Origin of the sequence: Streptomyces sp. NPDC087845, assembly GCF_044742755.1 — a bacterium.
Lineage (GTDB): Bacteria > Actinomycetota > Actinomycetes > Streptomycetales > Streptomycetaceae > Streptomyces.
Genome location: NZ_JBIUVC010000012.1, coordinates 216,737 through 240,631, shown reverse-complemented (window position 1 = coordinate 240,631; position 23,895 = coordinate 216,737). Strand labels below are relative to the sequence as shown.

Sequence of the window (23,895 nt, the reverse complement as noted above, 5' to 3'; positions counted from 1 at the left end):
CACCGTCAGGTCATCGGCGAAATGCCGGTCACCCGTGGCGTCGGGCACGTACTTCACACAGACAACGATCCTCAAGCTCACGCCGGCTCTCCTACTGCATCGTCATTTCTGGGCTGCCTTGTTGCACGCAGCATAGGCGCCTGATGGGGCGGTTTCCGGTCGGGGCGACCGACGCTCCGAAGGAAATATTACTAGCCAGTACACCCAGTGCCTTACCCATGAGCAAGCGCTTGGAACTGTGATCTGGCCAACGTACGGCGCCCATGTGCCGCTTGGGAATTCTCAGTCCCGCAAGGCGGTGAAACGACCCTGGTGATAGAGCAGCGGGCGACCGCCTCCGACCGGGTCGCCGACCACGGCCTCCGCGATCACGATGCGGTGGTCCCCCGCCGGGATCCGGGCCACCACGCGGCAGACCAGCCAGGCCAGCACACCGTCGAGCACCGGCACGCCTTCGGGGCCACTGCGCCAATAGGTGGACGGGCCGAACCGGTCGGCGCCGCTGCGGGCGAACGTGGCGGCTAGTTCCTGCTGGTGCTCGCCGAGTATGTGGACACCGATGTGCTCGGCCTCGGCCACGACCGGCCAGCTGGAGGACGAGGTCCCCACTCCGAACGAGATCAGCGGCGGCTCGGCGGCGACGGAGTTGAGCGAGGTGGCGGTGAAGCCGACCGGCCGGTCACTTGCGGCGGTGATCACTGCCACACCGGCGGCGTGCTGCCGGAAGACCGAGCGGAGAAGTTCGGGGGATGCCGTGCGGGAGGTACCGAGCTCGGGCGATGCCGTCATGGAGATGTCCTTCTACGGAGATGGGCGTACGGGGCCGTGGTTGCTCAGGCACCCGGACAGCGCGCACTCGCGTTGCGGGCGAGATCCACGTGGACCCGGCCGTAGAGAAGGAGTTCCGGCAGCATAGCGTCAGACTGACGATGCACGGTCGGTGCAGTCAAGGGCGTTCCGCAATGTGGGAGATGCATCACGGTCCGTCACATCGCCTGCCCCAGCGCGGCGACCACGTCGACGGTGCGCGGCTGCCCCGCCGCCCGGCGGACGATGCGGCCGGTGGCGTCGAGGACCAGTACGGTCGGCGTCCGGCTGATCTCCAGCTCGCGCACGAGAGTGAGATGCGCCTCGGCGTCGATCTCCACATGGGCGACGCCGTCCACCATGCGCGCCACCTCGGCAAGGGTGCGCCGGGTGGCCCGACAGGGCTGGCAGAACGCGCTGGAGAACTGCACCAGCGTGGCCCGCTCCCCCAATTCCGCGCCGAGTTGGGCCGCGTCCAGCGTCCCCCCGTACATCCGCCCGTCCACCTTCGGCCTCCTGTCAGAGCTCTTCGCAAGGGGTCAGCGCCACCGGGCATCGAGACATTCCCGGTGGTTCCACGTGACGAGAATCTCGCGCCCCGCGCCCTCGGAGACTGGCCACCGCGTCGCGCATGGGGCACGATCGGCCCAATGCCGCAAACCTACGGCTGCGTAACTTCCGCCGGGAGAACCCTCCCCAGGCGCTGAAGAAGGGTCTTCCCCAGATGGCAGAACTCGTCTATCGACCGGTCATCGGCGCCGCTCGTACGTTGTTCAAGGCGCTTGACCTGAAGATCGACACTCAGGGTTCCGAGCACATCCCGAAGACCGGTGGCGCGGTACTGGTAAGCAACCACATCAGTTATCTGGACTTCATCTTCACCGGGCTCGCGGCGCTCCCGCAGAAGCGGCTCGTCCGGTTCATGGCGAAGGAATCGGTCTTCCGGCACAAGGTGTCCGGGCCGCTGATGCGCGGTATGAAGCACATCCCCGTCGACCGCAAGCAGGGCGAGGACGCCTATGCGCACGCGCTCGACTCGTTGCGCTCAGGCGAGATCGTCGGCGTCTTCCCCGAGGCCACCATCTCGGAGTCGTTCACGCTGAAGAGCTTCAAGTCGGGTGCCGCCCGGCTGGCCCAGGAGGCCGGCGTGCCGCTGATCCCCATGGCGCTGTGGGGGACGCAGCGGCTGTGGACCAAGGGACGGCCGCGCAACTTCAAGCGCAACCACATTCCGGTGACGATCCGGGTGGGCGAGCCGGTGGAGGCACCCACCGACCAGTACGCGGGCGCGATCACCCGGCGGCTGCGGGAGCGGGTCCAGGAGCTCCTGGAGGCGGCCCAGCGCGCCTATCCCGTACGTCCGAAGGACGCGAGCGACACCTGGTGGGTGCCCACGCATCTCGGCGGTACGGCTCCGACGCCTGCCGAGGTGCGCGAGAGGAGCTGACGCGGACGGTTCACGGCCCCGGCCGAAACGTCACTCCGCGACGCCGGCAGGTGACGCGCTCTCCGTCGCCCCGGACCGCTTCGCCGGGCTCGGAGTGCGCCACGGTCCGCGCGCTGCTCCCGACGCCGGGGAACGGCCCCTGCCCGGGGCGCGTACGAGCCGCACGGTGCCGCTGATGCGGCCGGTGTCCGCGTCGCGTCCGGGGCCGGCCGGGCGGGGCCGTCGCCCTTGCGGAGGCCGACGAGGAAGTGGCTGAAGCCGGGAACGAGGGTGTGTACGCCGTCGGAGACGGTGACCGTCGCGGCGTCGGCCGTTGCCGCCCCGGGACGGGAGCTCAGAGCTCGGTGGGCAGCGTGCGCCACAGCCGCGGGCGGTCCTCGGCGGACTTGAGGCTGCGCAGCACCGCCGGATGCGGTGCGGCGTAGAGTACTGGGTAGTCCACTTCATTGAACTCCGGCCGCACGGGCCACGCCAGCCGCTCCTCGTCGAGCGAGAAGTGGGCGTCGACGACGCCCGGCTTGTTGCCCCGGGGGTCCTGACGGTCCCAGCGATCGCGGCCGGGCAGCCGGACCGCGATCAGCCCGTGCAGGGGACCCGGATCCCCGTTGTCCTCGGCGAGCGCCTGGTAGCAGAAGGCGGTCGGGATACCGGCCGCACGGAGAAGGGCGGCCAGCGCGTGGGATTTGGTGTGGCAGATTCCGTTGCGCGTCGCGAGGACGTCGGAGGCGCGCCAGGCGACCCGCATGTCGCCCGAATCGGCGGAGTGCGCAATGGTGTCACGCACGAAGGCGTAGGCGGCAGCAGCGTATGCATATGCATCGGTGGTACTGCCGCGGAGACGGGCGACCGTCTCCCGCACCAGCGGATGCCCGTGGTCGATGGCCTCGTCGGCTGCGAGATAGGCAGAAATCTCCGGGACCTGCTGGATCAGCTCCATGGCCGCCGAGCGTAGATATGCGACCGACCGGATGTCAATCCTTTTCCGATCGGTCGCATATCTATTCACACTCGCGCCGGCAGGCTCACTTCGCCATCTCGTCCTTCAGCGCGAGGACGAATGCATCGACATCGTCCTCTGCCGTGTCGAAGGAGCACATCCAGCGCACATCACCGGCGGCCTCGTCCCAGAAGTAGAAGCGGAAGCGCTTCTGCAGCCGTTCGCTCACGTCGTGCGGCAGCCGGGCGAAGACGGCGTTGGCCTGGACCGGATGGAGGATCTCCACACCGTCCACCGCGCGCACACCCTCCGCGAGCCGCTGGGCCATGGCGTTGGCGTGCCGGGCGTTGCGCAGCCAGAGGTCTCCGGCGAGCAGCGCCTCCAACTGCACGGAGACGAAGCGCATCTTGGAGGCGAGCTGCATCGACAGCTTGCGCAGATGCTTCATGGCACGGACGGCGTCCGGGTTCAGGACGACCACCGCTTCGCCGAAGATCGCCCCGTTCTTCGTTCCGCCGAAGGACAGGACATCGACGCCGACGGTATTGGTGAACGTACGCATCGGTACGTCCAGCGACGCCGCGGCGTTGGCTATCCGGGCCCCGTCCAGGTGGACCTTCATGCCGTGGCCGTGGGCGTGGTCGCAGATGGCGCGGATCTCGCCGGGTGTGTAGACCGTGCCCAGCTCGGTGTTCTGGGTGATCGAGACGACCTGCGGCATGGCACGGTGCTCGTCGTCCCAGCCGTACGCCTGCCGGTCGATCAGCTCGGGAGTCAGCTTGCCGTCCGGGGTGGGCACGGTGAGCAGCTTGAGGCCACCCACCCGCTCCGGGGCGCCGCCCTCGTCGACGTTGATGTGGGCGGACTCGGCGCAGATCACCGCACCCCAGCGGTCGGTCATCGCCTGGAGGGAGACGACGTTGGCGCCGGTTCCGTTGAAGACCGGAAAGGCTTCGGCGGTGGAGCCGAAGTGACTGTGCATGACGCGCTGGAGATGCTCGGTGTAGTCGTCCTCGCCGTAGGCGATCTGGTGGCCGCCGTTGGCCAGGGCGATGGCCGCGAGAATCTCCGGGTGCGTGCCCGCGTAGTTGTCACTGGCGAAGCCGCGTACCTGTGGGTCGTGGTGGCGTCGCGCGTCGGTCCTTACGGTTGCGGGGTCAGCCACAGGCGCTTTCCGTTCACTTCCGGGGCGGGCCGGTCCCAGACGCCGACGATGGCATCGGCCAGGTCCTTGACGTCGGTGAAGCCCGCGAATTTCGCATTCGGGCGCTCGGCGCGCATCGCGTCGTGCACCAGTGCCTTGACGACCAGGATCGCAGCCGCGGTCCTCGGCCCTTCGTCGCCCCCCGCCTTGCGGAACGCGTCCGCGAGCGCGAGCGTCCAGGCCTCGGCCGCCGCCTTCGACGCGGCATAGGCCGCGTTTCCCGCGGTGGGCTTGCTCGCCCCGGCCGCGCTGATCAGCACATAGCGACCGCGGTCGCTGCGCTGGAGACCCTCCTGGAAGGCCAGCGAGGTGTGCTGGACCGTACGGATCAGCAGCTTCTCCAGCAGGTTCCAGTCGGCGAGGTCGGTCTCGGCGAAGCTCGCGCTGCCGCGCCAGCCGCCGACGAGGTGGACCAGGCCGTCGATCCGGCCGAATTCCTTCTCGGTCTTGGCCGCCCATTCGCGGGCCGCACCGAGATCCAGCAGATCGACCGTGTCGCCGGTGACGGTGGCACCGCCGTGGGCGTAGCGCGCTGCGTCGACCGCCTCGGCCAGGCGGGTGGCGTCCGCGTCGGAGGCGACGACGGTCGCGCCGGCCTCGGCGAGCCTCAGCAGTGCGGCCCGTCCGGCCGGGCCCGCGGCTCCGGCGACCGCTACCACGGCACCTTCGAGAGCACCGCTCCCGCTGCCCTTGCCGTTTCCGTTCATGGCCACCGCCTCCTCAAGCCCGGCGCTCACGCGGCTGCCCGCTCGGCATCCGCGGCGGTGATCCCCTTGGTCGAGGCGATCACGTTCTTCAGCTTCTTGGCGAGCGCCTCATAGAACATGCTCAGGGGAAACTCGTCCGGAAGCACATCGTCGACGAGCTTACGCGGCGGCTGGGAAAGATCCAGCGCGTCCGGGCCCTTGGCCCAGCGGGAGCCCGGGTGCGGTGCGAGATAGGTGGAGACCAGGTCGTACGCGGCGAACCAGTGGACGAGCTTGGGGCGGTCGATGCCGTCGCGGTAGAGCTTCTCGATCTCGGCGCAGAGCTGATTGGTGACCTCCGGGGCGCGTACCCAGTCGATCTTCAGCGTGTTGTCGGTCCAGCGGATCACGTCGTGCTTGTGGAGGTACGCGAAGAGCAGCTGGCCGCCCAGACCGTCGTAGTTGCGGACGCGCTCACCGGTGACGGGGAAGCGGAACATCCGGTCGAACAGCACGGCGTACTGCACATCGCGGCCCTGCGGGAAGCCGTCGGCCTCCAGCTTGACGGCCTCCTTGAAGGCGGTGAGGTCGCAGCGCAGTTCCTCCAGCCCGTACATCCAGAACGGCTGGCGCTGCTTGATCATGAAGGGGTCGAACGGCAGGTCGCCATGGCTGTGCGTCCGGTCGTGGACCATGTCCCAGAGGACGAAGGCCTGCTCACAGCGCCGCTGGTCGCCGACCATCTCCCGGATGTCGTCGGGCAGCTCGACGCCGAGCAGCTCGACCGACGCCTCGGTGACCCGGCGGAACCGGGCGGCCTCGCGGTCGCAGAAGATCCCGCCCCAGCTGAAGCGCTCGGGGGCCTCGCGCATCGCGACGGTCTCCGGGAAGAGCACGGCGGAGTTGGTGTCGTAGCCCGAGGTGAAGTCCTCGAAGGTGATGCCGCAGAACAGCGGGTTGTCGTAGCGGGTGGCTTCGAGCTCGGCCAGCCACTCGGGCCAGACCATGCGCAGCACGACCGCTTCGAGGTTGCGGTCCGGGTTGCCGTTCTGGGTGTACATCGCGAAGACGACCAGGTGCTGCAGCCCGTCGACGCGGTCCCTGGCCGGCTGGAAGGCGAGCAGCGAGTCGAGGAAGTCCGGCACTCCGAAGCCGTCCGTGGCCCAGCGACGCAGGTCCACGACCAGCGCACGGTGGTAGGCGGCGTCGTGCGGGAGCAGCGGGGAGAGCTCCTCGACCGCGGCGATCACACGGTCCAGCGTCGCGCGGGCGGTCTCCCCGGACGGCGCTCCTTCGGCGTCGAAGTCGATGGAACCGTCCTTCGACTGCCAGGGGCGGATCTCCTCCACGGCATTCTTGAGCATCGGCCAGGCGGGGTGGTCGATCACCCGCCGGTCCGCATCTATGTCACCTGCGGCAACGTCGTGCACAAGAATTTCCGTCATAACACTTCCTCCACAGGAGAACCTCGCGTTAAGCAACCGTATCCATGTGCGGTTCCTTCGGACAAGTGGACCTCAGAAAATTATCCTGCCGACCCTCATGGTCACCACGATTCTTCCTGTGCAGAACCTCCACTGCGACCACTTCCGTCGGTTGGGCACGTTCTGGCGGGCGCAGGCCGGGCCCGGACCATTAGGCTGCCGCATTGCCGTAGTGCCGTGGTGCCCCGTGGGTAGGAACCGCACGCGGGAGGACACCCTCGACGGAAGCGAGTTGCCTTGTCTTTTCTCACCATCGGACATCGCGGAGTGATGGGCGTCGAGCCGGAGAACACCCTGCGGTCGTTCGTCCACGCGGAACGGGCCGGGATGGACGCCATCGAATTGGATCTTCATCTGAGCAAGGACGGCGCGCTGGTCGTCATGCACGACACCGAGGTCGACCGCACGACCGACGGCAGCGGTCCGATCGCCGAGAAGACCCTGCCCGAGTTGCGCGAACTCGATGCCGGGCAGGGCGAGCGGGTGCCGGTCTTCGAGGAGGTGCTCGACGCCGTACGGTCCCCCGTGCAGGCGGAGATCAAGGATGTGGCCGCGGCCCGCGCCCTGGCCGAAGTGATGCTGCGCCGCGACCTCGTCGACCGGGTCGAGGTGTCGTCGTTCCACGACGAGGCGGTCGCCGAGATCGCCCAGCTGGTGCCCGGGGTACGGACCGTGCTCATCGCGAGCCGCTGGCGGAGCGATGTGGTGGAGCGGGCCGAGGCGGTGGGCGCGGCGACTCTGGCGCTGAACATCCGCCGCCTCACCCTGGAGGTGGTCGAACAGGCGCACGCCGAAGGGCTGAAGGTCATCGGCTGGGTGGTGAACACCCAGGACCATCTGCGGCTGGTACGCGCCCTGCGGCTGGACGGCGCGACCACCGACTACCCGGACATCCGCCGCGCAGGCCGCTTCACCGCCTGATCACCGGACCGGCCCGGCCGGACTCCGGCCCCGATCAGGCCAGGTCCTTGACGAGGAGCTCGAACGCGAGATCGTCGCGCTGGGGGATGCCGAAACGTCCATCGCCGTACGGGAACGGGCTGAGCTTTCCCGTACGGCGGTAGCCACGCCGCTCGTACCAGGCGATCAGCTCCTCGCGCACCGAGATGACGGTCATGTGCATCTCGGCCACCCCCCAGCTCGCCCGGACGGTGCGCTCGGCCTCGGCGATGATCACCTTGCCGAGACCGGCTCCCTGCAGCTCCGGGCGGACCGCGAACATCCCGAAGTAGGCGGCGTCACCGCGGTGTTCGAGCTGGCAGCAGGCGACGAGCACACCGTCGCGCTCCACCACGAGCATGCGGCTGCCGGGCGCCTCGACGACTTGGCGGACACCGTCCGGGTCGGTGCGCTGCCCCTGCAGGAGGTCCGCCTCCGTGGTCCATCCGGTTCGGCTGGAGTCCCCGCGGTACGCCGACTCGACGAGCGCCACGAGCGCGGGCACATCGGCGGCGGCAGCGTCGCGGAAGGTCAGCTGTCCCAGGTCCTGGGCAGGGGCGGTGTCCATGGCGGTGGCTCTCCATTTCTGTGTTGCGGCCGTGCCGGAGCAGCGTAACCCGCCCGCCCGGGGCCTAAGGGCTGCTCCGTACCCTCTGGCGGGCGTGCGACGACGGCTACGGCACCTCGCCGCGTTGTCGGAACGCCCGAATACCTCCAGTACTCGGGCGTCCCTCCGCCTTGCGATGCACCGCATCCGACGCCGCACGCCGATCCACCAGGGACCACGGGACAACCCTTAGGGTCGGCCGCATGGTTCATGTGCTGAGCAGTCGGATCCTGCTGCATCCGGCCGATCCCGAGCGGTCACGGAACTTCTACGGGGAGTCCCTCGGGCTGCCCGTCTACCGGGAGTTCGGCACCGGCCCCGAGCGGGGCACGGTCTACTTCCTCGGCGGCGGCTTCCTGGAGGTCTCGGGGCGCGCTGCCACGCCGCCGGTGCCCGGTCTCGAACTGTGGATGCAGGTCGCGGACGTCCGGACGGCGCACGAGGAGGTGTCGGCCCGGGGCGTCGAGGTGCTGAGGCCGCCGGTGCGCGAGCCGTGGGGGCTCGTCGAGATGTGGATCCGCGATCCGGACGGGCACCGGATCGCCATGGTGGAGGTACCGGCGGATCATCCGCTGCGCTACCGCCCCTAAGGGCTGTCCCGTGGTCCCTGGCGGGCGCCGACGGTGCGGGGCGCGGCCCGTCCGAGTGCGCAGCCCGGCTTCCCCCGGTGCGGGGCGCGGCTCGCCTCAGTGCGCGGTGCGGCTTCTTTCCGCGCAGTCGACGAGCACGGGCAGGGCCTTTTCCAGGCTGCCGTCGCGGTCCGCGAACGGGAGGCGCAGGTGGTGGCGGAAGCCGTCCACCGCGGAGAAGGCGGGGCCGGGAACGATCAGTACGCCCGCGCGGCGGGCCAGTTGGGCGGTGGCCTCGGCGTCGGCGCCGGGGATCTCCACCCAGAGGGCGGAGCCTCCCGCGGGCCGTTCCCATTTCCATCCGGTCCGCTGGTCGCGCAGGATCCGTTCGGTCTCCGCCAGGCGTTCACGCAGCCGGGAGCGGCGTCGGGCACGGGCCTCGGGCAGTTCCTGGAGCAGCTTCACGGCCAGCATCTGGTCCACCACCGGGCATGACAGGTCGACGGACTTCTTGATGTCGGCCAGGCGGCGGATGACGGTGGTGGAGGCGCGGATCCAGCCCAGCCGGAGCCCGCCCCAGAAGAGCTTGGACAGCGTGCCGATGGTGGCGGTGGCGGCGGGCGGCAGCTGGGCGGCGAGGGAGACCGGTGCGGAGTCGTGGTGCAGTGACAGTTCCGCGTAGGCGTTGTCCTCCACCGCGTACAGGCCCTGCTCCGCCAGGACGGCGGCCCAGGCCCGGCGGGTGTGCTCGTCCATGCTGCGCCCGGTGGGGTTGTGGACGGACGGCTGCAGATAGACGAGGCGGGGCCGGATGTGGCCGGCCAGCCGCGCGAGTGCGGCGGCGTTGGCGCCGTGCGCGGCGTCCGCAGGCAGCGGGACCAGACGGGCGCCGCGGGCCCGCAGTGCCTCAAGAGCGCCGCGGTAGGTCGGGTCCTCCACGATCACGGTGTCACCCGGCTCGACCAGCCCCTGGGTGATCAGCCAGACGGCCTGCTGGGATCCGGCGGTCACCAGGATCTGTTCGGGGGATGTCGGCAGGCCGGCCGAGCGGTGGTACTGGGCTATCCCCTCGCGCAGTTCGGGCAGCCCGTACGGCAGGTACCCGTCGCCCGCCAGCGCGGCGGTGAGGTCCCGGGCGGACAGGGCGCCGGCCGCCGCCGCGACCGCGGGCAGGCCGTCCAGCGCACCGCTGGACAGGTCGATGCCCCCGTCCCGTGTCCCGAAACTGGCCAGGCGCCCCTCGGTCGCGGGCTCCCCCACCGCCCCGGAACCCCGCAGCCGGGAGCCGCTGCCCTGCCGGCTCTCCAGCCATCCCTCGGCCTCCAGCAGCCCGTACGCGGCCGTCACCGTGCTGCGGCTGACACCGAGCGCCGCTGCGAGGGCCCGCTGCGAGGGGAGCACGGTGCCGGGGGCGACGTCTCCCCGTTGCGTCAACTCGCGCAGCGCCTCCGCAAGCAGCTGCGGCATCGCCTCCGCGCCGCCCTTGGACCATCCGGTCAGCAGACGCGACAGGCGGGTGGGAGGAATCCGGTCCATGCACCCATCATCACCCGCCGCAGACCAATTGCCGTCAAGTGGCCTTTGCCGCCCTTCGTCGCCTGACACATGATCGGGAGAACGCCGTTGCAAAGGAGCAAGAACATGGCGACCGTGGTGCTCGTCGGGACACTGGACACCAAGGGAGCGGAGTACGCGTGGCTCTCGGCGCGACTGCGCGAATCGGGCTGCGACGTCGTGCTCGTCGACGCCGGGGTGATGCCGCCGCCCGCGGGCACCCCCGCGGGTGACGTCGACGCCGCCGCCGTCGCGGCCCGCGCCGGGCACGACCTGGAGGCGCTGCGCGCCGCCGGGGACCGGGGTGCGGCAGTGGCCGCCATGGCGGAAGGCGTCGAACTGGTCGTCGGCGACCTGCTCCGGGAGGACCGGCTGCACGCGGTGCTGGCGGTGGCCGGCAGCGGTGGGTCGTTCATCGCCGCCCGTGCCATGCAGGCGCTGCCCGTCGGCGTCCCGAAGCTGCTGGTGTCCACCATGGCCAGCGGGGATGTGTCGCCGTACGTGGGCAGCAGCGATATCACCATGATGTACAGCGTGGTCGATGTCGCGGGCATCAATTCCGTGTCGTCCCAGATCCTGGGGAACGCGGTGGCGGCGGCAGCGGGAATGGCCGTCCACCGCGAGCGGAGCGTGAACCTTCCGCACCCCGGTGGCCGGCCGCTGGTCGCCGCCAGCATGTTCGGTGTCACCACGCCCGCGGTCGACGCCGCCCGGCAGCGCCTGGAAGAGCTGGGTTACGAGGTACTGGTCTTCCACGCCACGGGGGCGGGCGGCCAGGCTCTGGAGAAGCTCGCCGCCGGCGGGTTCCTCGCCGGTGTGCTGGACCTGACCACCACCGAACTCGCGGACGATCTGATCGGTGGTGTGCTCAGCGCCGGGCCCGACCGGCTCACCGCGGCAGGGCGGGCCGGCCTCGCGCAGGTCGTCGCGCCCGGCGCGCTGGACATGGTCAACTTCGGCGCCGCGGAAACCGTCCCGGAGCGCTTCGCCGAACGTCGGCTCCTCGTGCACAACCCCACCGTCACCCTGATGCGCACCACGGCCGACGAGATGGCGGAGCTCGGCACCCTCATGGGACGGAAGCTCGCCTCGGCGCGCGGCCCGGCGGCGGTCTTCTGGCCGCTGGGCGGCGTCTCCGCCGTGGACGCGCCGGACGGCCCGTTCCGCGACCCGGAAGCCGACGCGGCCGGGCTGGCGGCCCTGCGCACCGCCCTGGAGGGCAGCGCTGTCGAGCTGCGCGAGATCGACGCCCATCTGAACGACCCGGCCTTCGCCGCGGCCGCCGCCGACCACCTTCACCGGCTGATCACCGCTCATGACCGTTCGCACGCGGTCTCCGAGTCCGGCACCGTCTGAGCCGGGCCCCTTCCAGGTCACGCACCCCCGTCGGCGTCCGAGCCGTACAACCCCCGAGCCGCACGGCACCCGAACCACCCAACCGCCGAGCCGCACCGCGTCCGAGTCACGCACCCACCGAACAGGAGTCCTTCCGTGAACCGCAATCAAGCCCTGGCACGCCTGACCGCCCAGGTCAGCGCGGGCAAGGCCGTCATCGGCGCAGGCGCAGGCACCGGCCTGTCCGCCAAGTGCGCGGAGGCCGGCGGCGTCGACCTGCTGATCATCTACAACTCCGGCCGCTACCGCATGGCCGGCCGGGGCTCGCTGGCGGGCCTGCTGCCGTACGGCGACGCCAACGCCATCGTGCTGGACATGGCCGGCGAGGTTCTCCCCGTTGTCCGCGACGTCCCCGTACTCGCCGGAGTATGCGGGACCGATCCTTTCCGGATCATGGGCAACTTCCTCGACCAGTTGAAGGCCGTCGGGTTCACCGGCGTACAGAACTTCCCCACGGTCGGTCTGTACGACGGCAGGTTCCGCGAGAATCTGGAAGAGACCGGTATGGGCTTCGGCCTGGAGATCGACATGATCCGCCAGGCCCACGAACGCGACCTGCTGACCGCGCCCTACGTCTTCGACCCCGAGCAGGCCGCCGACATGGCGCGGGCCGGCGCGGACGTCCTCGTACCCCATGTCGGGCTGACCACCAAGGGATCCATCGGCGCCTCCACCGCGCTCACCCTCGATCAGGCCGCGACGGCCGTGCAGGAGATGCACGACGCCGCCAAACGCGTCAACCCCGACATCATCGTGCTCTGCCACGGCGGACCGATCGCCGAGCCCGAGGACGCCCGCTACGTCCTGGCGCACACCTCGGGGATCGCCGGCTTCTTCGGTGCCTCGTCCATGGAACGCCTCCCCACCGAACGCGCCATCACCGACCAGGCACGCGCCTTCAAGTCCCTCACGCTCGGCTGACCGGGCCGAAGCGGGTGCAGGGGAGCGCGCGGCGGGAAACACTCCCCCCGCGCGCTCCCCTGTACCTCAGTGCGCCGCGTACGACGGCCCCGGCCCGGGCATCGACCAGGGGGGACCGACGTCGTACGTCCAGGGGGAGGTGCGCTGTGCACGGACCGGTGGTGTCCGGCTGGTTGCTCATGGCGTTGTGCGGGGTGACGGGCGCGTACTGCCTGCTTCGCACGCGCAGCGAAACCGGGGAGGAGCGCAGGGCGGCGCGTGCGGAGGCGCTGATGGGTTTCGGTATGGCCGCCATGGCGGTGCCGGCTGCCGTCGTGACACCACCGGAGTGGGGGTGGGCGGTGTACGCGGTGCTGTTCGGCCTTGCCTCCTTGCGCGCGCTGTGGTTCTCCCGGCGCAGCGCCCACCATCTGCACCATCTGGTCGGATCGTCGGCGATGGTGTACATGGCGGTGACGATGGCACCGGGCGGCGGCGGGGCCCACGGTGAGCACGGCGGACACGCGGGCCACGGTGTCGCGGCGACGGCCGGGGGCCTCCCCCTGCTGACCGGACTGCTGCTGGCGTACTACGCCGCCTATGTACTGAGGTCGGGGAGCCGGTTGATACCGGTGGCCGCCGCGGCGGGCGGTGGCGGACCGGCCGGAGGCGGGACACGCGGGGGTGGACCGACCGGAGGCGGGCCGGCCGGTCATGGCTGGGGCGCACGGCCCGAGCTGGCTCTCGCCTGCCGGCTGACCATGGGCATTGCCATGTTCGCGATGCTGCTCGCCCTGTGAGACGGCGAGCGGTCCAAACCGTGGCGTACATCACTTGCCGCGCAGAGCCATACCCGTGGGTACCCCACCGCTCATAGGCTGACGCCATGTTGGTCTCCCTCGCGCTGCTGTTGCTCGGTGCACTGGCCGCCGTCGTGACCCCGCGTCTGATGGCGCGGGCGCGATGGCCGGAGCGTGAGCCCGTTGTCGCGCTGTGGGTGTGGCAATGCGTGGTGGCCGGGGTGCTGCTCTGTTTCGCGCTCTCCATGACGTTCAGCGCGGCCGCGGCCTGGCAGGCGGTGCGCGGTCATGTGTTCGCACCGGCACCGCGTGCCGTGGTGGAGGCGTATGCGCTGGGCGGGCACGGGCAGTGGTCCGCGGCCATGGCCGTGCTGCTGGCGCTCGGCGGGGTGTGGACGGCGGCGATGCTGACCCGGGAGATCCATCGCGCCCGGACCCGCCGCAGGCAGCGCCGGGCCGAATTGCTGGTGCGTTCCCCGCTGATGCCCGGCGAGGAGCCCGGCAGCGGTCGGCTCGTCGTGCTGGAGGGAGACCGTCCGGGTGCCTGGTGGCTGCCGGGGTCGGCGCCTCAACTGGTCATCACCACCACGGCACTCGGTCGCCTGAAGGGCCGTCAGCTGGATGCGGTGCTGGCTCACGAGCAGGGCCACGCGAAGGCCCGCCACGACTGGCTGCTGCACTGTTCCGGCGCACTCGCGAACGGGTTTCCGCAGGTTCCGGTGTTCGCGGCCTTCCGTGACGAGATGCACCGGCTGGTCGAACTGGCCGCGGACGACGTGGCGTCGAGGCGATTCGGCCGGCTGACGATCGCCCTGGCCCTGGTCGAACTCAACGAGGACCGGGGCGTGTTCGGCCCCGGTTCGACGCCGGACACCCAGCTTCCGCTGCGGGTGAACCGGCTGCTGACTCCGATGGAGCGGCTCACCGCGGGCCGCCGTCTCCGACTGACCGCGGCGGCTGCCCTGGTGCCGGTGGTTCCGCTTCTGGTGGCCTTCCTTCCGGGACTCAGAGCGCTGGGATAGCCGGGGGCGCGGGACTTCCGCGAAGATCACCCCATGCCGTCCTCGCCGCCGGTCCCACCGGCCCGCCGCCCCTCCCGCCCCTCCCCCTTCCACACGGCCGTGGCCTGCGCCGCTCTCGCCCTGGTCCTGCTGATCCTGGTCGCCGCGCGCTGGTCGCCGCTGATGACGCTGGACCGTACGGTCGCGGACGCCCTGCACCGAAGGGCGGTCACCGAACCCGGCCTCGTCCACGCCAACCGGATCCTGACCGACTGGGCATGGGATCCGTGGACGATGCGCGCCCTGATCACGGTCGCCGTGGTGGTGCTGTGGTGGCGCGGGGCTCGGGCACTCGCGATGTGGGTCGCGGCCACGAGCGTGCTGTCGGCTCTTCTGCAGCAGGGACTGAAGTCCGCAGTCGGCCGGGAGCGACCCCAGTGGCCGAATCCGGTGGATTCCGCGCATTACGCGGCGTTCCCGTCCGGTCACGCGATGACGGCGACGGTGAGCTGCGGTCTGCTGCTCTGGCTGCTGCGCCGGCACGGCGCGGGCACCGGGGTGTGGCGGGCGGCGCTGGTGGCGGCTTGGGTCTCGGTGATCGGGGTCGGGGTCACCCGGCTCTACCTGGGGGTGCACTGGTTGAGCGACGTCCTGGGGGGCTGGCTGCTGGGGGCGGCTCTGGTCGGGTTCTCGATCGCCGGGTTCGCCAGGTACGAGGGGCGCGGCGGACCGGTCTTGCCGCGGCGCTCCTGAACCGGGGAGGATCGCGTTCATGCAGATCAAGGGCGTGCTTTTCGACTTCTCCGGGACCCTCTTCCGGATCGAATCGGTCCGGTCCTGGTTGCGCGAGGTCCTCGCCGAGCGGGCGGTGAGGGTGAGCGAGGCCGACTTCGAACGGTACGCGCGGGGGCTGGAGGCCGCCGGGGCGCTGCCGGGCGGCCCGCCTCCCCACGATGTTCCCGCCCGGCTCGCCTCCGTGTGGGCCACCCGCGACGAGAGCGCGGAACACCACCGCGAGGCGTTCACCGGCCTGGCGCGGCAGGTGGCCCTGCCGGATCCGGGGCTCTACGACGCGTTGTACGAGCGGCACAGATCACCCGCCGCCTGGCGGCCGTATCCGGACGCGGCGGAGGTGCTCGGCGCCCTGCGCGACAGCGGCGCCCGTATCGGCGTCGTCAGCAACATCGGCTGGGACCTGCGGCCGGTCTTCCGGGCGCACGGCCTGGACGCGCTGATCGACGCCTACGTGCTGTCGTACGAGCACGGCGTCCAGAAGCCGGACACACGGCTCTTCCACACCGCCTGCACGCTTCTCGGGCAGGATCCGACGGATGTGGTGATGGTCGGTGACGACCGGCGCGCAGACGGCGGGGCGGCAGCCCTGGGCTGCGACGTACGCTTTGTGCACCATCTGCCGGTGGAGGAGCGGCCCGATGGACTGCGGACGCTCGGACTGGTGCAGGGCGTTGCCTGAGAGACATGTGAGAGATGTCCCTGACGCGCAATGGGTCGGATTGTCACATCGGGGCCTTAGCCTGTAACCATGTCCTGTTCTCCCCGCTCCTCCGATTCCGTGCGAACCGCTGCCGTGGTGAACAAAGAGATCCGCGACCTGTGGCAGCGCTCGGGCGGCTGCCTGTCCCCGGAGGACGAGGAGCAATACCAGCGGTTGCTCGTGGAGTGGGCGGCGGCGACCGGCGGGAGCGCCAGGTCCGCTGCCTGACCCCGGCGCCGCGTGCCGCATGCGGATGTCGGGCGACGTCGGCCGCGGCGCGTCCCGCCGGGCGGCGCGATCGGTCCGGCGGGACGCACGCGGTGCGGGGTGGAGCGAGGCAGTGCCGGTCGAGCGGTGGAACGGGCCGGATCAGCGGTCGAAGTAGTCCGGCTGCGTCTGAACGTTGAGCTCGTCCAGCCGCACCCGCTTCGCGGGGTCGGTCCGCCGGTCGTCGAGCTTCAGGACGTCGAAGCCCTTGGCGATGTCGTTGGAGTAGATGTAGCCGTTGTAGTAGTACGCCGACCAGGGGCCGGCCGTGGTGACCTCGTCCGTGCTGACGGGGCCACGCTCGAAGTAGCCGATCTCCTTCGGCTTCGAGGAATCGGTGAAGTCCCACACCGAGACCCCGCCCTGGTACCAGGCCTGGACCATCACGTCACGGCCCTTGACCGGGATCAGCGAACCGTTGTGCGCGACGCAGACCTCGGTGTCGGCCTGCGGGCGGTCGATCTTGAAGTAGCTGCGGAAGACCAGTCTGCGGTGGTCTCCCCTGCCGACGATGTCGTAGATGCCGTCGGCGCCCCGCTTCGGGCCGACCTCCTCGTTGCAGGTGGCCGCGCCACCGCCGCCGAGCTCATCGGTGAAGACGACCTTGTCCGCGCTCTGGTTGAACGTCGCGGAGTGCCAGAACGCGAAGTTCACATTGTCCTGCACCCGGTCGATGATCTTCGGGTTCTCCGGGTCCTTGATGGAGAACAGCAGACCGTCGCCCATGCAGGCCCCGGCGGCCAGGTCCTTGGAGGGCAGCACGGTGATGTCGTGGCAGCCGGTGGTCTGGGAGACACCCGGATTGGTCGGCGCGCCCGGGTTGCCGCCGTCCGGGAAGAGGACCGGGAAGTTCACGACCGCGGCCTTCTCGGGTGCCTTGCGCGGCACCTTGATGACGGAGATCCCGTCGTGCGGCGGCTTGCAGTCGGGGAACGCCTCGCTCGGCGCGTACGAGGAGACGTACACGTACACGTCCTTGCGGTCGGGGACCAGCGTGTGGGTGTGCGATCCGCAGGCGGTCTCGACGGCTGCGACGTACTTCGGGTCGCGCTTGTCGCTGATGTCGAAGACCTTCATGCCCTCCCAGGACGACTTCTCCGTGGCGGGCTGGGTGGTGCTCGTGCAGGAGTTGTCGCTGCGGGAGGAGTCGGTGGACAGGAAGAGCAGGTTCCCCGAGACCGAGATGTCGTTCTGCGAGCCGGGGCAGAGGACCTGTGCGACCGTCTTCGGGGACTTCGGATTGCTGATGTCGAAGATCCGGAAACCGTCGTAGTTTCCGGCGTAGGCGTACTTCCCCTGGAAGGCCAGGTCCGTGTTCAGCCCCTTGAGCGCGTCCTTCGGGACGTTGGCCAGGTGGGTGATGTTGTCACTGTGGACGATCTCGTCCACGCCGGGTATCCCGCCGCTCCGGATGGCGGCCGCGGCTTCGGCCTCCTGGGCGGCGGAGACATCGGTACGGGCGGCGGCCACGTCACCCGGGTCGGGGGTCGCGGCCGCGGGACCGGCCGTCAGCAGAGTGGCCAGCAGGCCGGCGGCCGCTGCCGCCACGCCCAGGCGTCTGCGCCGCACCGGGCTCGTGTGCAACGAAATCACTGCGTCCTCCCATGTATCCGAACGTAGTTGAACGGTTCACGGACCCCGGCAGTATCGTCCTTCTCATGGCTGTCCCAACAGATGGCAACAGAGACGCAATGAAAGTTTCTGATCGCTGTCGTGCGGAAGGGTGTCAGCACACTGGCAACCGCCCCATATGGCAATGGAGGTCCACTTGTTGATCCGCCGTCAGACCATGTGTGCCGGCCGAGCCGTGCTCGTCGCGGCCGTCGTGTCCCTCGTCCTCACCCTGGCGGCATGCGACGGGGGAAGCGGCGACAGCCGTACGAAGGACCGGGCGGACGGGGGCCCTTCGGTGGTGGCGCCGGGAAAGCCGGGCGAGCCCGCGCGGACCCTGTCCGCGGAGGAGGCCGTGGAGGCCGCCGGGGACGACACCCCCAACTCGGCCGACTTCCGCTACGCGCAGATGATGATCCAGCACCACGCCCAGGCACTGGAGATGGCCGGACTTGCCCCCGCACGCTCCGGCTCCACTGCCCTCAAGCGCCTCGCCGAGCGCATCATCGCGGGCCAGAAGCCGGAGATCGGCGCCATGGAGGGATGGCTCAAGCACAACGGCGGAGAGAAGCGCAAGAACGGCCACGATCACTCGGCGATGCCCGGGATGGCGACCCCGGCGCAGCTGGAGCAGTTGCGGACGGCGGACGGTGCGGCCTTCGACAAGCTCTTCCTGAAGCTGATGATCACCCACCACCAAGGGGCGGTCACGATGGCGACCGACGTGCTCTCGCAGGGGAACAACGTGCAGGTGGAGGAGATGGCCGGGGACGTCGTCGCCCAGCAGACGGTCGAGATCGACAGAATGCGCGCGATGTCGTCCTGACGACGCCGCGCCGCTCGCCGCGCACCCGTGGGCGGCCTGCCCCGGGGCCGCCGCGTTGCGGGCGCCGGGAAGGGCGCCCGGTGAGGGTGGGACGGCCGACTGCTGTGCGTCGTACGGGGAGGCCGCGCCGAAGTCGGAGGCCGGCGAGGATCCCGGGCCGGCCGGGGTCGCCGGGCGCCGCGCGGAGTGGCGACGGGCGCGGAGCGCGAGGCTATCCGCCCTCGCCGACGCGCCGCGCCTGCCGGTTCGCGGCATCGAGGATGCTGTCGAGAAGCCCGGGGAACAGCGCTTCCAGATCGTCGCGGCGCAGCCCGTTCATCTTGGCCGTACCGCGGTAGACCTGCTGCACGATGCCGCTCTCGCGCAGCACTCGGAAGTGGTGTGTGCTCGTCGACTTGGACACCGGAAGGTCGAAGCGGGAGCAGGTGAGCTCCGCGTCGGCGGCGGCCAGCTCGCGGACCACGCGCAGCCGCATCGGGTCGGAGAGCGCGTGGAGCACTCCCTCGACGCGGATCTCGTCCCGCGTGGGGTGGTCGAGCGCGCGGCCGCCGACCGCAGCTGCGCTGGCGGCGGGGGCGCCGGCTGGGGTCACGAGGGCTCCACTTCCTGGTACGGTCCGACCTCCCATAATACGAGATCCATCGTAGTTCGAGCTTCACCGTACGCCGGATTCGCCCCGTGCCGGCGGGCCGGCCCGAGCGGCGGCACGGTCACCGCACCGGCACCGGATCCGGCACCGAGTAGCCGTCCGGCGACCGGTCAGCCGCTGAGCAGGTCCGGGTTCTCGGAGAGCGAGGCGAGGTGCCCCGCAGGATCCTCGATCAGCTTGCGGGCCTCCAGGTCGAGCATCCCCGCCACGCCCGTGACCTGCGCCGCGACCGTGCCGTCCTCCTTGAGGATCTGTTGTGCGACCTTGAAGGTCTTTCCCTCGCCGTATACGAACTGACAGGTCACCCGCACCCGGTCCCCGCCCCGGAGCTCCCGCAGGAACTTCACCGTCGTTTCGAGGGCCACCGGCCCCACGCCGCTGGCCAGCAGCTTCTCCTGCGGCAGACCGGCGGCGCGCAGCAGTTCCCAGCGTGCGTGCTCGGCGTACTGGAGATAGACGGCCTGGTTCAGATGCCCCTGGGTGTCGAGCTCGTAGCCCCGGACGGTCACGTCAACAGAAAAGGTCATGGACGTCCCAACATCACGGAGGATTCCGTCATTCCCCGCGCCCGGGGTCGCGGACGATCCGGGCCCGCGTCCGCCGAGGAGCGGTCGCGGGTAGGGCCGTTGCTCTCCTGCACCACGGAGCCGGGACCGCCCTGCCACGCGACCTCTTCCGCGCCCGGCGCCGCCGACCGCGCTCACGGCTCGGGAACGGCGCCGCAGCGCCCGGTCGCCGCGGCGCCTCCTGGTCAGACCGCGCGGAGGTACTGCTCCGGTGTCCGGAGCTCACCGCCCAGTTCGCGGGCCGCGTACTGGGCCCACGACGGGCTCCGCAGCAGTTCGCGGCCGAGAAGGACCGCGTCCGCGCGGCCCTCGGTGATGATCTTCTCGGCCTGCTGCGGCTCGGTGATCAGGCCCACGGCCGCCACGGGCAGCGAGGTCTCGGCCTTGACCCGCGCGGCGAAGGGAACCTGGTAGCCCGGCCCGGTCTCGATGCGGGCGCGCGGGGCGTTTCCGCCGCTGGAGACGTCCAGCAGGTCGACGCCATGGGCCTGGAGCTGCTCGGCAAGTCGCACGGTCTCTTCGACGGTCCAGCCCTCGCGCTCGTCCTCGTCGTTCTCCGTGAGCCAGTCCGTCGCGGAGATCCGGAAGAGGACGGGCAACTCCTCCGGCCAGACCTCCCGCACCGCGTCGACGACCTGCAGTGCGAAGCGGACGCGGTTCTCGAAGCTGCCGCCGTACTCGTCGTCACGCCGGTTGCTGTGCGAGGAAAGGAACTGTCCGATGAGGTATCCGTGGGCCCCGTGCACCTCGGCGACCTCGAAACCCGCGTCGAGCGCGCGGCGCGCGGCCTCGCGGAACTGGCCGACGACGCCCTGGATCTCGTCCGCCGTCAGCTCGTGCGGCACGGGGTGGCCGTCGTCGAACGGCAGCGGGCTGGGCGCGACGGGCGTCCAGCCGTGCGCGTCCGGGCCGACGGGGCCACCGCCCAGCCAGGGGGCCGCGGTCGACCCCTTGCGCCCGGCGTGGGCGAGTTGGATGCCCGGAACCGATCCCTGCCCCTTGAGGAAATCGGTGATCCGCCGGAAAGCCGCCACCTGCGTGTCGTTCCAGATGCCGAGGTCCGCCGGGCTGATCCGGCCCTCGGGGCTGACGGCCGTCGCCTCGGTGAGGATGAGTCCGGTTCCGCCGATGGCGCGTGCCGCGAGGTGCGCGAAGTGCCAGTCGGTCGCGACGCCCGCGTTCGGCCCCACCGGTTCCGCACTGTACTGGCACATCGGCGCCATCCACACCCGGTTGGGAATGACGAGCGACCGCAGGGTGTAGGGCTCGAAGAGGGCACTCACGTCGGACTCCGTTTCGACGGGTACGGAAGAATCGCTAGTACGATACATCTCGTACTACGACGTTCGTCAAATTACGACGTTCCTCGTACAAGAGTGCCGCCGTACGCGGTCAACCGCGCCGCCTGAGCGTGAGGGCGGCGTCCGCGTCGTACCCCTGGGTCCAGCTGCGTCCGGCGCCCGACTTCCAGGTGACATGGGCGGTCGCGCCGTCGACCCTGACGCTCTCCACCGTCATGGCCCGGTCGCCGTCCCGTACATCCCCCCGGCGCAGCTCGCCCGCCTTGACGGTGACGAGCTCCGTCGACTGCGCGCTCTCGGCCTCGTCCGCCGCGAGGGCGAGAGCCTCGGCCAGTTCCCGGGCGCGGGCAGGGGTGCAGACCACGGTGAGCTCTCCCGACGGTGCCACACCCCTGATCTCGACCCCTGCCCCGACGGCGGTCACCTCCAGGGCCGCACCGCCTCCGTCGCGGTCCTGAATCCCATTCGTCATCGCTCTGCCCTCCCCTTTCGTCCACCCGGCCGCACTCTCCGGCTCGGCGCAGCCGGAGACTCTCCGGCAGGCCCGGACGGCCGGAGACGAGACCGCCGGTGCCGACCACCGGGTCCCGCAGCACCACCGCCGGGCCGGCCATCCAGAATTTGAGCACATGCACACCGGGCCGGCCGATCCGGTGCGCGGTTCACCGACGGAAGCGGGCCTCTGGGAAGGGGCGAGCCTCAGCCGTACCGTCTGCCGGATGTCACGGACGGCACTCGACGCGGCGAGCCGCAGTTCCAGGTCGCCGGGTTCGACGACCCGCCGGCCGCCGATGCCGGTGAAGGACACCAGATCGGCATGGAATCGGAAGCAGACCTTCCGGGCCTGCCCGGCCGCGAGTTCCACCCGGGCACAACCGATCAGCCGGGCCTGCGGGCGGGTGGTCTGGGCGACCGGGTCGTGCACGTAGAGCTGTACGACCTCGGCCCCTTGGCGGTCGCCGGTGTTGCGTACGGTGACCTCGATGTCGGCGGAGCCGTCGGTGGGGATCTCGGCCGGAGCGGGCACCCGGTGCAGTGCCCGGTCGACCAGTTCCTCGGTCACGGCGCCGTCCCGTACGGCGGCCACGAGCACATCGCCGTAGCTGCGGACGGTCGGCAGCTCCACGTCGCCCCCGGCGGCCGGCGCGAGACGGGCCGCGTCGGCGCGGTCGGCGGCGATCTTGTGCAGGGTCTCCAGGAAGCCGATGCCGAAGTAGTCGGCGACGACGGTGCCGGTGAAGCCCCAGGCGTCCCGGAGGAGTGCGGTGAGCAGGGCCGGGCCGGTCACCGCGGGCACGCCGTCGATCTCCGCGTAGGAATGCATCACCGCGCGTGCGCCGCCTTCGCGCAGGGCCATCTCGAAGGGCGGCAGGACGACACCGGCCGGCTCGCGCGCCCCTGCCCGGACCGGCGCGAGGTTGCGGGCCCCTGCCGATGAGGCGTAGCCGGCGAAGTGCTTGAGGGTGGCGACGATACCGGCGGACTCCAGGCCGCGGACACAGGCGGTGCCGAGGGCGGCGACGAGGTACGGGTCCTCGCCGATGGTCTCCTCGACGCGCCCCCAGCGCAGATAACGGACCACGTCCAGGACGGGGGCCAGTCCCTGGTGGACCCCGACCGACCGCATGTCGCGGCCGATCCGGCCGGCCATGTCCGTCACCAGTTCCGGGTTCCCAGGCTGCGCCCCACGACAGCGGTACGGGGTAGGCGGTGGCGCCCCACGCGGTGAAGCCCGCCAGGCACTCCTCGTGGGCGAGGGCGTGAATGCCGAACCGGCCGCCCGGTCGGCCATGCGGAGATCAAACCGTCCCCGTCCCCCGAAGGGGACGGTCACGAGATCGTCTACGCCCTGGCTCCGGCCGTGTGGGGGCAGGGGTTCGGTACCGAGATCGCGCGGGCCCTGACCTCGCACGGCTTCGACACGCTGGGCCTCACCGAGGTGCACGCGACGGTGGCCGCCGAGAACGCCGCGTCCCTGGCGCTGCTGGGCCGGATCGGATTCCGGTATGTCCGGGACGCGGTGGAGGACGACGGCAGCACGACCCGGGTCCTCACACGCACCGCGGCTGGCGGCCTCGGCGGGGCCGGTCAGCCCCGGTAGACGTCCAGACGCCCGCACATACCGAACTTCCCGTAGGCAGAGGGCTGTTCGGCATGCACACAGGCGTCGGCGAGGTATCCGCCGTCGCCGCGTGCCAGAGCGTCGAGCTGGCCGCCGGTCACCTCGGACGCGGCGGCGGCCCCCGTCCGCCAGCGCCCCCGCCAGTCCTCGGCCCTCGGGCGCACGAGTGCGGCGGCGGCTCGATGGAAGGCGGCGAGCGGTCCGGGGTCGCCCGCCTCGGTGGCCCGGCGCAGCGCGAGGAAGCCTTCGACGGCGAGATCACGGCGGGCACGTGCGGCCCGTTCCTGTTCCTCCTCCGGGCCGTCGGCGGGCAGGGCGACCGCCGCCCGGTAGGCGTCGGGATCCGCCAGATGGCGGGGCGGCAGAGTGAGCACGGCGTCACCGGCCTCGGGCAGTCCGCTGTTCTCCATGAGGACGACGATCCGCAGCCCGTCCTCGTTGACGAGGCGGTGGATCGTGCCGGGGGTGAACCAGACCAGGGCCCCCGGAGTCAGTGGCGTCTGCCGGAACCCCGACGCGGTGAGGGTCTGCACCGAGCCCGTGCCACCGACCACCACATACCCCTCGGAGCAGGCGAGATGGAGATGGGGCGTCCCGCCGCGCAGCCCGTCCGCGGTGGGCCAGTCGTAGACCCGCAGGTGGGAGACGGCGACGGCGCCGGGCAGCCCTTCGAAGGTCGGCACAGATACTCCCAAGCGTCTCCGCGAAAACGCTCGGCAAGCGCTTTC

General features: G+C 70.8%; 24 protein-coding genes and 3 pseudogenes. 12 read left to right on the top strand and 15 right to left on the bottom strand.

Annotated elements, in window-relative coordinates; all coding sequences use genetic code 11:
- From ACIOMQ_RS29070 to ACIOMQ_RS29060, 3 genes and pseudogenes are all read right to left on the bottom strand, one after another.
- Positions 1-81: pseudogene (locus ACIOMQ_RS29070) on the bottom strand (electron transfer flavoprotein subunit beta); the annotation flags it as partial.
- Between the two features lie 201 nt (positions 82-282).
- Positions 283-789 (bottom strand): flavin reductase family protein, encoded by a 507-nt coding sequence (locus tag ACIOMQ_RS29065; protein WP_401267148.1) that lies wholly within the window; start codon positions 787-789, stop codon positions 283-285.
- Positions 790-986: 197 nt separating this feature from the next.
- Entirely contained in the window at positions 987-1,301 is a 315-nt protein-coding gene (locus ACIOMQ_RS29060; RefSeq protein WP_402191041.1) for a TlpA family protein disulfide reductase, read from the bottom strand.
- A gap of 230 nt (positions 1,302-1,531) precedes the next feature.
- Here ACIOMQ_RS29060 and ACIOMQ_RS29055 point away from each other — a divergent pair, with 230 nt between their 5' ends.
- Positions 1,532-2,254, top strand: coding sequence for a lysophospholipid acyltransferase family protein (locus ACIOMQ_RS29055; protein ID WP_362206652.1), 723 nt, complete (start codon positions 1,532-1,534; stop codon positions 2,252-2,254).
- 334 nt (positions 2,255-2,588) lie between these two features.
- On the opposite strand, the gene ACIOMQ_RS29050 is transcribed toward ACIOMQ_RS29055, so the two are convergent.
- The 4 genes from ACIOMQ_RS29050 to ACIOMQ_RS29035 all read right to left on the bottom strand — a co-directional run bounded on the left by ACIOMQ_RS29050 (position 2,589) and on the right by ACIOMQ_RS29035 (position 6,526).
- The gene (locus tag ACIOMQ_RS29050) at positions 2,589-3,191 is read right to left on the bottom strand and encodes a transglutaminase domain-containing protein (protein WP_402191035.1); all 603 of its coding nucleotides are present in this window, start codon (positions 3,189-3,191) and stop codon (positions 2,589-2,591) included.
- An 85-nt stretch (positions 3,192-3,276) separates the two neighbouring features.
- Positions 3,277-4,356: a threonine aldolase family protein gene (locus tag ACIOMQ_RS29045; protein WP_402191033.1), complete on the bottom strand. Its 1,080-nt coding sequence runs from the start codon at positions 4,354-4,356 to the stop codon at positions 3,277-3,279.
- Positions 4,335-5,102: an SDR family NAD(P)-dependent oxidoreductase gene (locus tag ACIOMQ_RS29040; protein WP_389800150.1), complete on the bottom strand. Its 768-nt coding sequence runs from the start codon at positions 5,100-5,102 to the stop codon at positions 4,335-4,337. The genes ACIOMQ_RS29045 and ACIOMQ_RS29040 overlap by 22 nt, the downstream gene beginning before the upstream one ends.
- Positions 5,103-5,128: 26 nt before the next feature.
- A complete protein-coding gene (locus ACIOMQ_RS29035) occupies positions 5,129-6,526 on the bottom strand; it encodes a DUF6421 family protein (RefSeq protein WP_402191030.1) in 1,398 nt (465 codons plus the stop codon).
- 276 nt (positions 6,527-6,802) lie between these two features.
- Between ACIOMQ_RS29035 and ACIOMQ_RS29030 the strand changes: the two genes are divergently transcribed.
- Positions 6,803-7,486 (top strand): glycerophosphodiester phosphodiesterase family protein, encoded by a 684-nt coding sequence (locus ACIOMQ_RS29030; RefSeq protein WP_362206647.1) that lies wholly within the window; start codon positions 6,803-6,805, stop codon positions 7,484-7,486.
- 34 nt (positions 7,487-7,520) lie between these two features.
- Here the strand turns inward: ACIOMQ_RS29030 and ACIOMQ_RS29025 are convergent, their stop codons facing one another.
- The gene (locus ACIOMQ_RS29025) at positions 7,521-8,072 is read right to left on the bottom strand and encodes a GNAT family N-acetyltransferase (protein ID WP_362206646.1); all 552 of its coding nucleotides are present in this window, start codon (positions 8,070-8,072) and stop codon (positions 7,521-7,523) included.
- A gap of 242 nt (positions 8,073-8,314) precedes the next feature.
- Between ACIOMQ_RS29025 and ACIOMQ_RS29020 the strand changes: the two genes are divergently transcribed.
- On the top strand, positions 8,315-8,701 hold the full coding sequence (locus ACIOMQ_RS29020) for a VOC family protein (protein WP_362206645.1): 387 nt from the start codon (positions 8,315-8,317) through the stop codon (positions 8,699-8,701).
- A 96-nt stretch (positions 8,702-8,797) separates the two neighbouring features.
- Here the strand turns inward: ACIOMQ_RS29020 and ACIOMQ_RS29015 are convergent, their stop codons facing one another.
- Positions 8,798-10,216 carry a PLP-dependent aminotransferase family protein gene (locus ACIOMQ_RS29015; RefSeq protein ID WP_401943689.1) on the bottom strand — a complete coding sequence of 473 codons (1,419 nt, stop codon included), beginning with the start codon at positions 10,214-10,216 and terminating at the stop codon, positions 8,798-8,800.
- A gap of 105 nt (positions 10,217-10,321) precedes the next feature.
- Here ACIOMQ_RS29015 and ACIOMQ_RS29010 point away from each other — a divergent pair, with 105 nt between their 5' ends.
- The 7 genes from ACIOMQ_RS29010 to ACIOMQ_RS28980 all read left to right on the top strand — a co-directional run bounded on the left by ACIOMQ_RS29010 (position 10,322) and on the right by ACIOMQ_RS28980 (position 16,053).
- Positions 10,322-11,590 carry a Tm-1-like ATP-binding domain-containing protein gene (locus ACIOMQ_RS29010; RefSeq protein WP_362206643.1) on the top strand — a complete coding sequence of 423 codons (1,269 nt, stop codon included), beginning with the start codon at positions 10,322-10,324 and terminating at the stop codon, positions 11,588-11,590.
- 135 nt (positions 11,591-11,725) lie between these two features.
- A complete protein-coding gene (locus ACIOMQ_RS29005; RefSeq protein WP_362206642.1) occupies positions 11,726-12,550 on the top strand; it encodes a phosphoenolpyruvate hydrolase family protein in 825 nt (274 codons plus the stop codon).
- Between the two features lie 146 nt (positions 12,551-12,696).
- Positions 12,697-13,329 (top strand): DUF5134 domain-containing protein, encoded by a 633-nt coding sequence (locus ACIOMQ_RS29000; RefSeq protein WP_401943683.1) that lies wholly within the window; start codon positions 12,697-12,699, stop codon positions 13,327-13,329.
- Positions 13,330-13,415: 86 nt separating this feature from the next.
- The gene (locus tag ACIOMQ_RS28995) at positions 13,416-14,351 is read left to right on the top strand and encodes a M56 family metallopeptidase (RefSeq protein ID WP_362206640.1); all 936 of its coding nucleotides are present in this window, start codon (positions 13,416-13,418) and stop codon (positions 14,349-14,351) included.
- Positions 14,352-14,384: 33 nt separating this feature from the next.
- The gene (locus ACIOMQ_RS28990) at positions 14,385-15,083 is read left to right on the top strand and encodes a phosphatase PAP2 family protein (RefSeq protein ID WP_401267128.1); all 699 of its coding nucleotides are present in this window, start codon (positions 14,385-14,387) and stop codon (positions 15,081-15,083) included.
- Between the two features lie 19 nt (positions 15,084-15,102).
- Positions 15,103-15,804 (top strand): HAD family hydrolase, encoded by a 702-nt coding sequence (locus ACIOMQ_RS28985; RefSeq protein ID WP_401988293.1) that lies wholly within the window; start codon positions 15,103-15,105, stop codon positions 15,802-15,804.
- A 69-nt stretch (positions 15,805-15,873) separates the two neighbouring features.
- Entirely contained in the window at positions 15,874-16,053 is a 180-nt protein-coding gene (locus ACIOMQ_RS28980; protein ID WP_362206637.1) for a hypothetical protein, read from the top strand.
- 141 nt (positions 16,054-16,194) lie between these two features.
- Here ACIOMQ_RS28980 and ACIOMQ_RS28975 read toward each other — a convergent pair whose 3' ends face one another.
- Positions 16,195-17,685 carry an LVIVD repeat-containing protein gene (locus ACIOMQ_RS28975; protein ID WP_402191028.1) on the bottom strand — a complete coding sequence of 497 codons (1,491 nt, stop codon included), beginning with the start codon at positions 17,683-17,685 and terminating at the stop codon, positions 16,195-16,197.
- A gap of 157 nt (positions 17,686-17,842) precedes the next feature.
- Here ACIOMQ_RS28975 and ACIOMQ_RS28970 point away from each other — a divergent pair, with 157 nt between their 5' ends.
- Entirely contained in the window at positions 17,843-18,529 is a 687-nt protein-coding gene (locus ACIOMQ_RS28970; RefSeq protein ID WP_401267119.1) for a DUF305 domain-containing protein, read from the top strand.
- 211 nt (positions 18,530-18,740) lie between these two features.
- Here ACIOMQ_RS28970 and ACIOMQ_RS28965 read toward each other — a convergent pair whose 3' ends face one another.
- The 4 genes and pseudogenes from ACIOMQ_RS28965 to ACIOMQ_RS28950 all read right to left on the bottom strand — a co-directional run.
- Positions 18,741-19,121, bottom strand: a complete 381-nt coding sequence (locus tag ACIOMQ_RS28965; protein WP_401267116.1) for an ArsR/SmtB family transcription factor — start codon at positions 19,119-19,121, stop codon at positions 18,741-18,743.
- Between the two features lie 167 nt (positions 19,122-19,288).
- Positions 19,289-19,705, bottom strand: a complete 417-nt coding sequence (locus ACIOMQ_RS28960) for an acyl-CoA thioesterase (RefSeq protein ID WP_362206633.1) — start codon at positions 19,703-19,705, stop codon at positions 19,289-19,291.
- A 224-nt stretch (positions 19,706-19,929) separates the two neighbouring features.
- A complete protein-coding gene (locus tag ACIOMQ_RS28955; RefSeq protein WP_402191025.1) occupies positions 19,930-21,027 on the bottom strand; it encodes an NADH:flavin oxidoreductase/NADH oxidase in 1,098 nt (365 codons plus the stop codon).
- 697 nt (positions 21,028-21,724) lie between these two features.
- Positions 21,725-22,823: pseudogene (locus ACIOMQ_RS28950) on the bottom strand (glycoside hydrolase family 3 N-terminal domain-containing protein); the annotation flags it as partial.
- On the opposite strand from ACIOMQ_RS28950, the pseudogene ACIOMQ_RS28945 reads away from it, so the two are divergent.
- A pseudogene (locus ACIOMQ_RS28945) lies at positions 22,814-23,146 on the top strand (GNAT family N-acetyltransferase); the annotation flags it as partial. The pseudogenes ACIOMQ_RS28950 and ACIOMQ_RS28945 overlap by 10 nt on opposite strands.
- Here ACIOMQ_RS28945 and ACIOMQ_RS28940 read toward each other — a convergent pair.
- Complete coding sequence (locus ACIOMQ_RS28940; RefSeq protein WP_402191023.1) at positions 23,134-23,850, bottom strand: cupin domain-containing protein; 717 nt, start codon at positions 23,848-23,850, stop codon at positions 23,134-23,136. The pseudogene ACIOMQ_RS28945 and the gene ACIOMQ_RS28940 overlap by 13 nt on opposite strands.
- Positions 23,851-23,895: the final 45 nt, after the last annotated feature.

Excerpts from the sequence above, each read along its gene's own strand:
- ACIOMQ_RS29035 (WP_402191030.1), bottom strand. The coding sequence starts at position 6,526 with ATGACGGAAATTCTTGTGCACGACGTTGCCGCAGGTGACATAGATGCG.
- ACIOMQ_RS28995 (WP_362206640.1), top strand. The coding sequence starts at position 13,416 with ATGTTGGTCTCCCTCGCGCTGCTGTTGCTCGGTGCACTGGCCGCCGTC.
- ACIOMQ_RS29040 (WP_389800150.1), bottom strand. The coding sequence starts at position 5,102 with ATGAACGGAAACGGCAAGGGCAGCGGGAGCGGTGCTCTCGAAGGTGCC.
- ACIOMQ_RS29010 (WP_362206643.1), top strand. The coding sequence starts at position 10,322 with ATGGCGACCGTGGTGCTCGTCGGGACACTGGACACCAAGGGAGCGGAG.
- ACIOMQ_RS28960 (WP_362206633.1), bottom strand. The coding sequence starts at position 19,705 with ATGACCTTTTCTGTTGACGTGACCGTCCGGGGCTACGAGCTCGACACC.
- ACIOMQ_RS29015 (WP_401943689.1), bottom strand. The coding sequence starts at position 10,216 with ATGGACCGGATTCCTCCCACCCGCCTGTCGCGTCTGCTGACCGGATGG.
- ACIOMQ_RS29050 (WP_402191035.1), bottom strand. The coding sequence starts at position 3,191 with ATGGAGCTGATCCAGCAGGTCCCGGAGATTTCTGCCTATCTCGCAGCC.
- ACIOMQ_RS28990 (WP_401267128.1), top strand. The coding sequence starts at position 14,385 with ATGCCGTCCTCGCCGCCGGTCCCACCGGCCCGCCGCCCCTCCCGCCCC.
- ACIOMQ_RS29020 (WP_362206645.1), top strand. The coding sequence starts at position 8,315 with ATGGTTCATGTGCTGAGCAGTCGGATCCTGCTGCATCCGGCCGATCCC.
- ACIOMQ_RS28985 (WP_401988293.1), top strand. The coding sequence starts at position 15,103 with ATGCAGATCAAGGGCGTGCTTTTCGACTTCTCCGGGACCCTCTTCCGG.
- ACIOMQ_RS28980 (WP_362206637.1), top strand. The coding sequence starts at position 15,874 with ATGTCCTGTTCTCCCCGCTCCTCCGATTCCGTGCGAACCGCTGCCGTG.
- ACIOMQ_RS29065 (WP_401267148.1), bottom strand. The coding sequence starts at position 789 with ATGACGGCATCGCCCGAGCTCGGTACCTCCCGCACGGCATCCCCCGAA.
- ACIOMQ_RS28970 (WP_401267119.1), top strand. The coding sequence starts at position 17,843 with ATGGCAATGGAGGTCCACTTGTTGATCCGCCGTCAGACCATGTGTGCC.
- ACIOMQ_RS29025 (WP_362206646.1), bottom strand. The coding sequence starts at position 8,072 with ATGGACACCGCCCCTGCCCAGGACCTGGGACAGCTGACCTTCCGCGAC.
- ACIOMQ_RS29055 (WP_362206652.1), top strand. The coding sequence starts at position 1,532 with ATGGCAGAACTCGTCTATCGACCGGTCATCGGCGCCGCTCGTACGTTG.
- ACIOMQ_RS29060 (WP_402191041.1), bottom strand. The coding sequence starts at position 1,301 with ATGTACGGGGGGACGCTGGACGCGGCCCAACTCGGCGCGGAATTGGGG.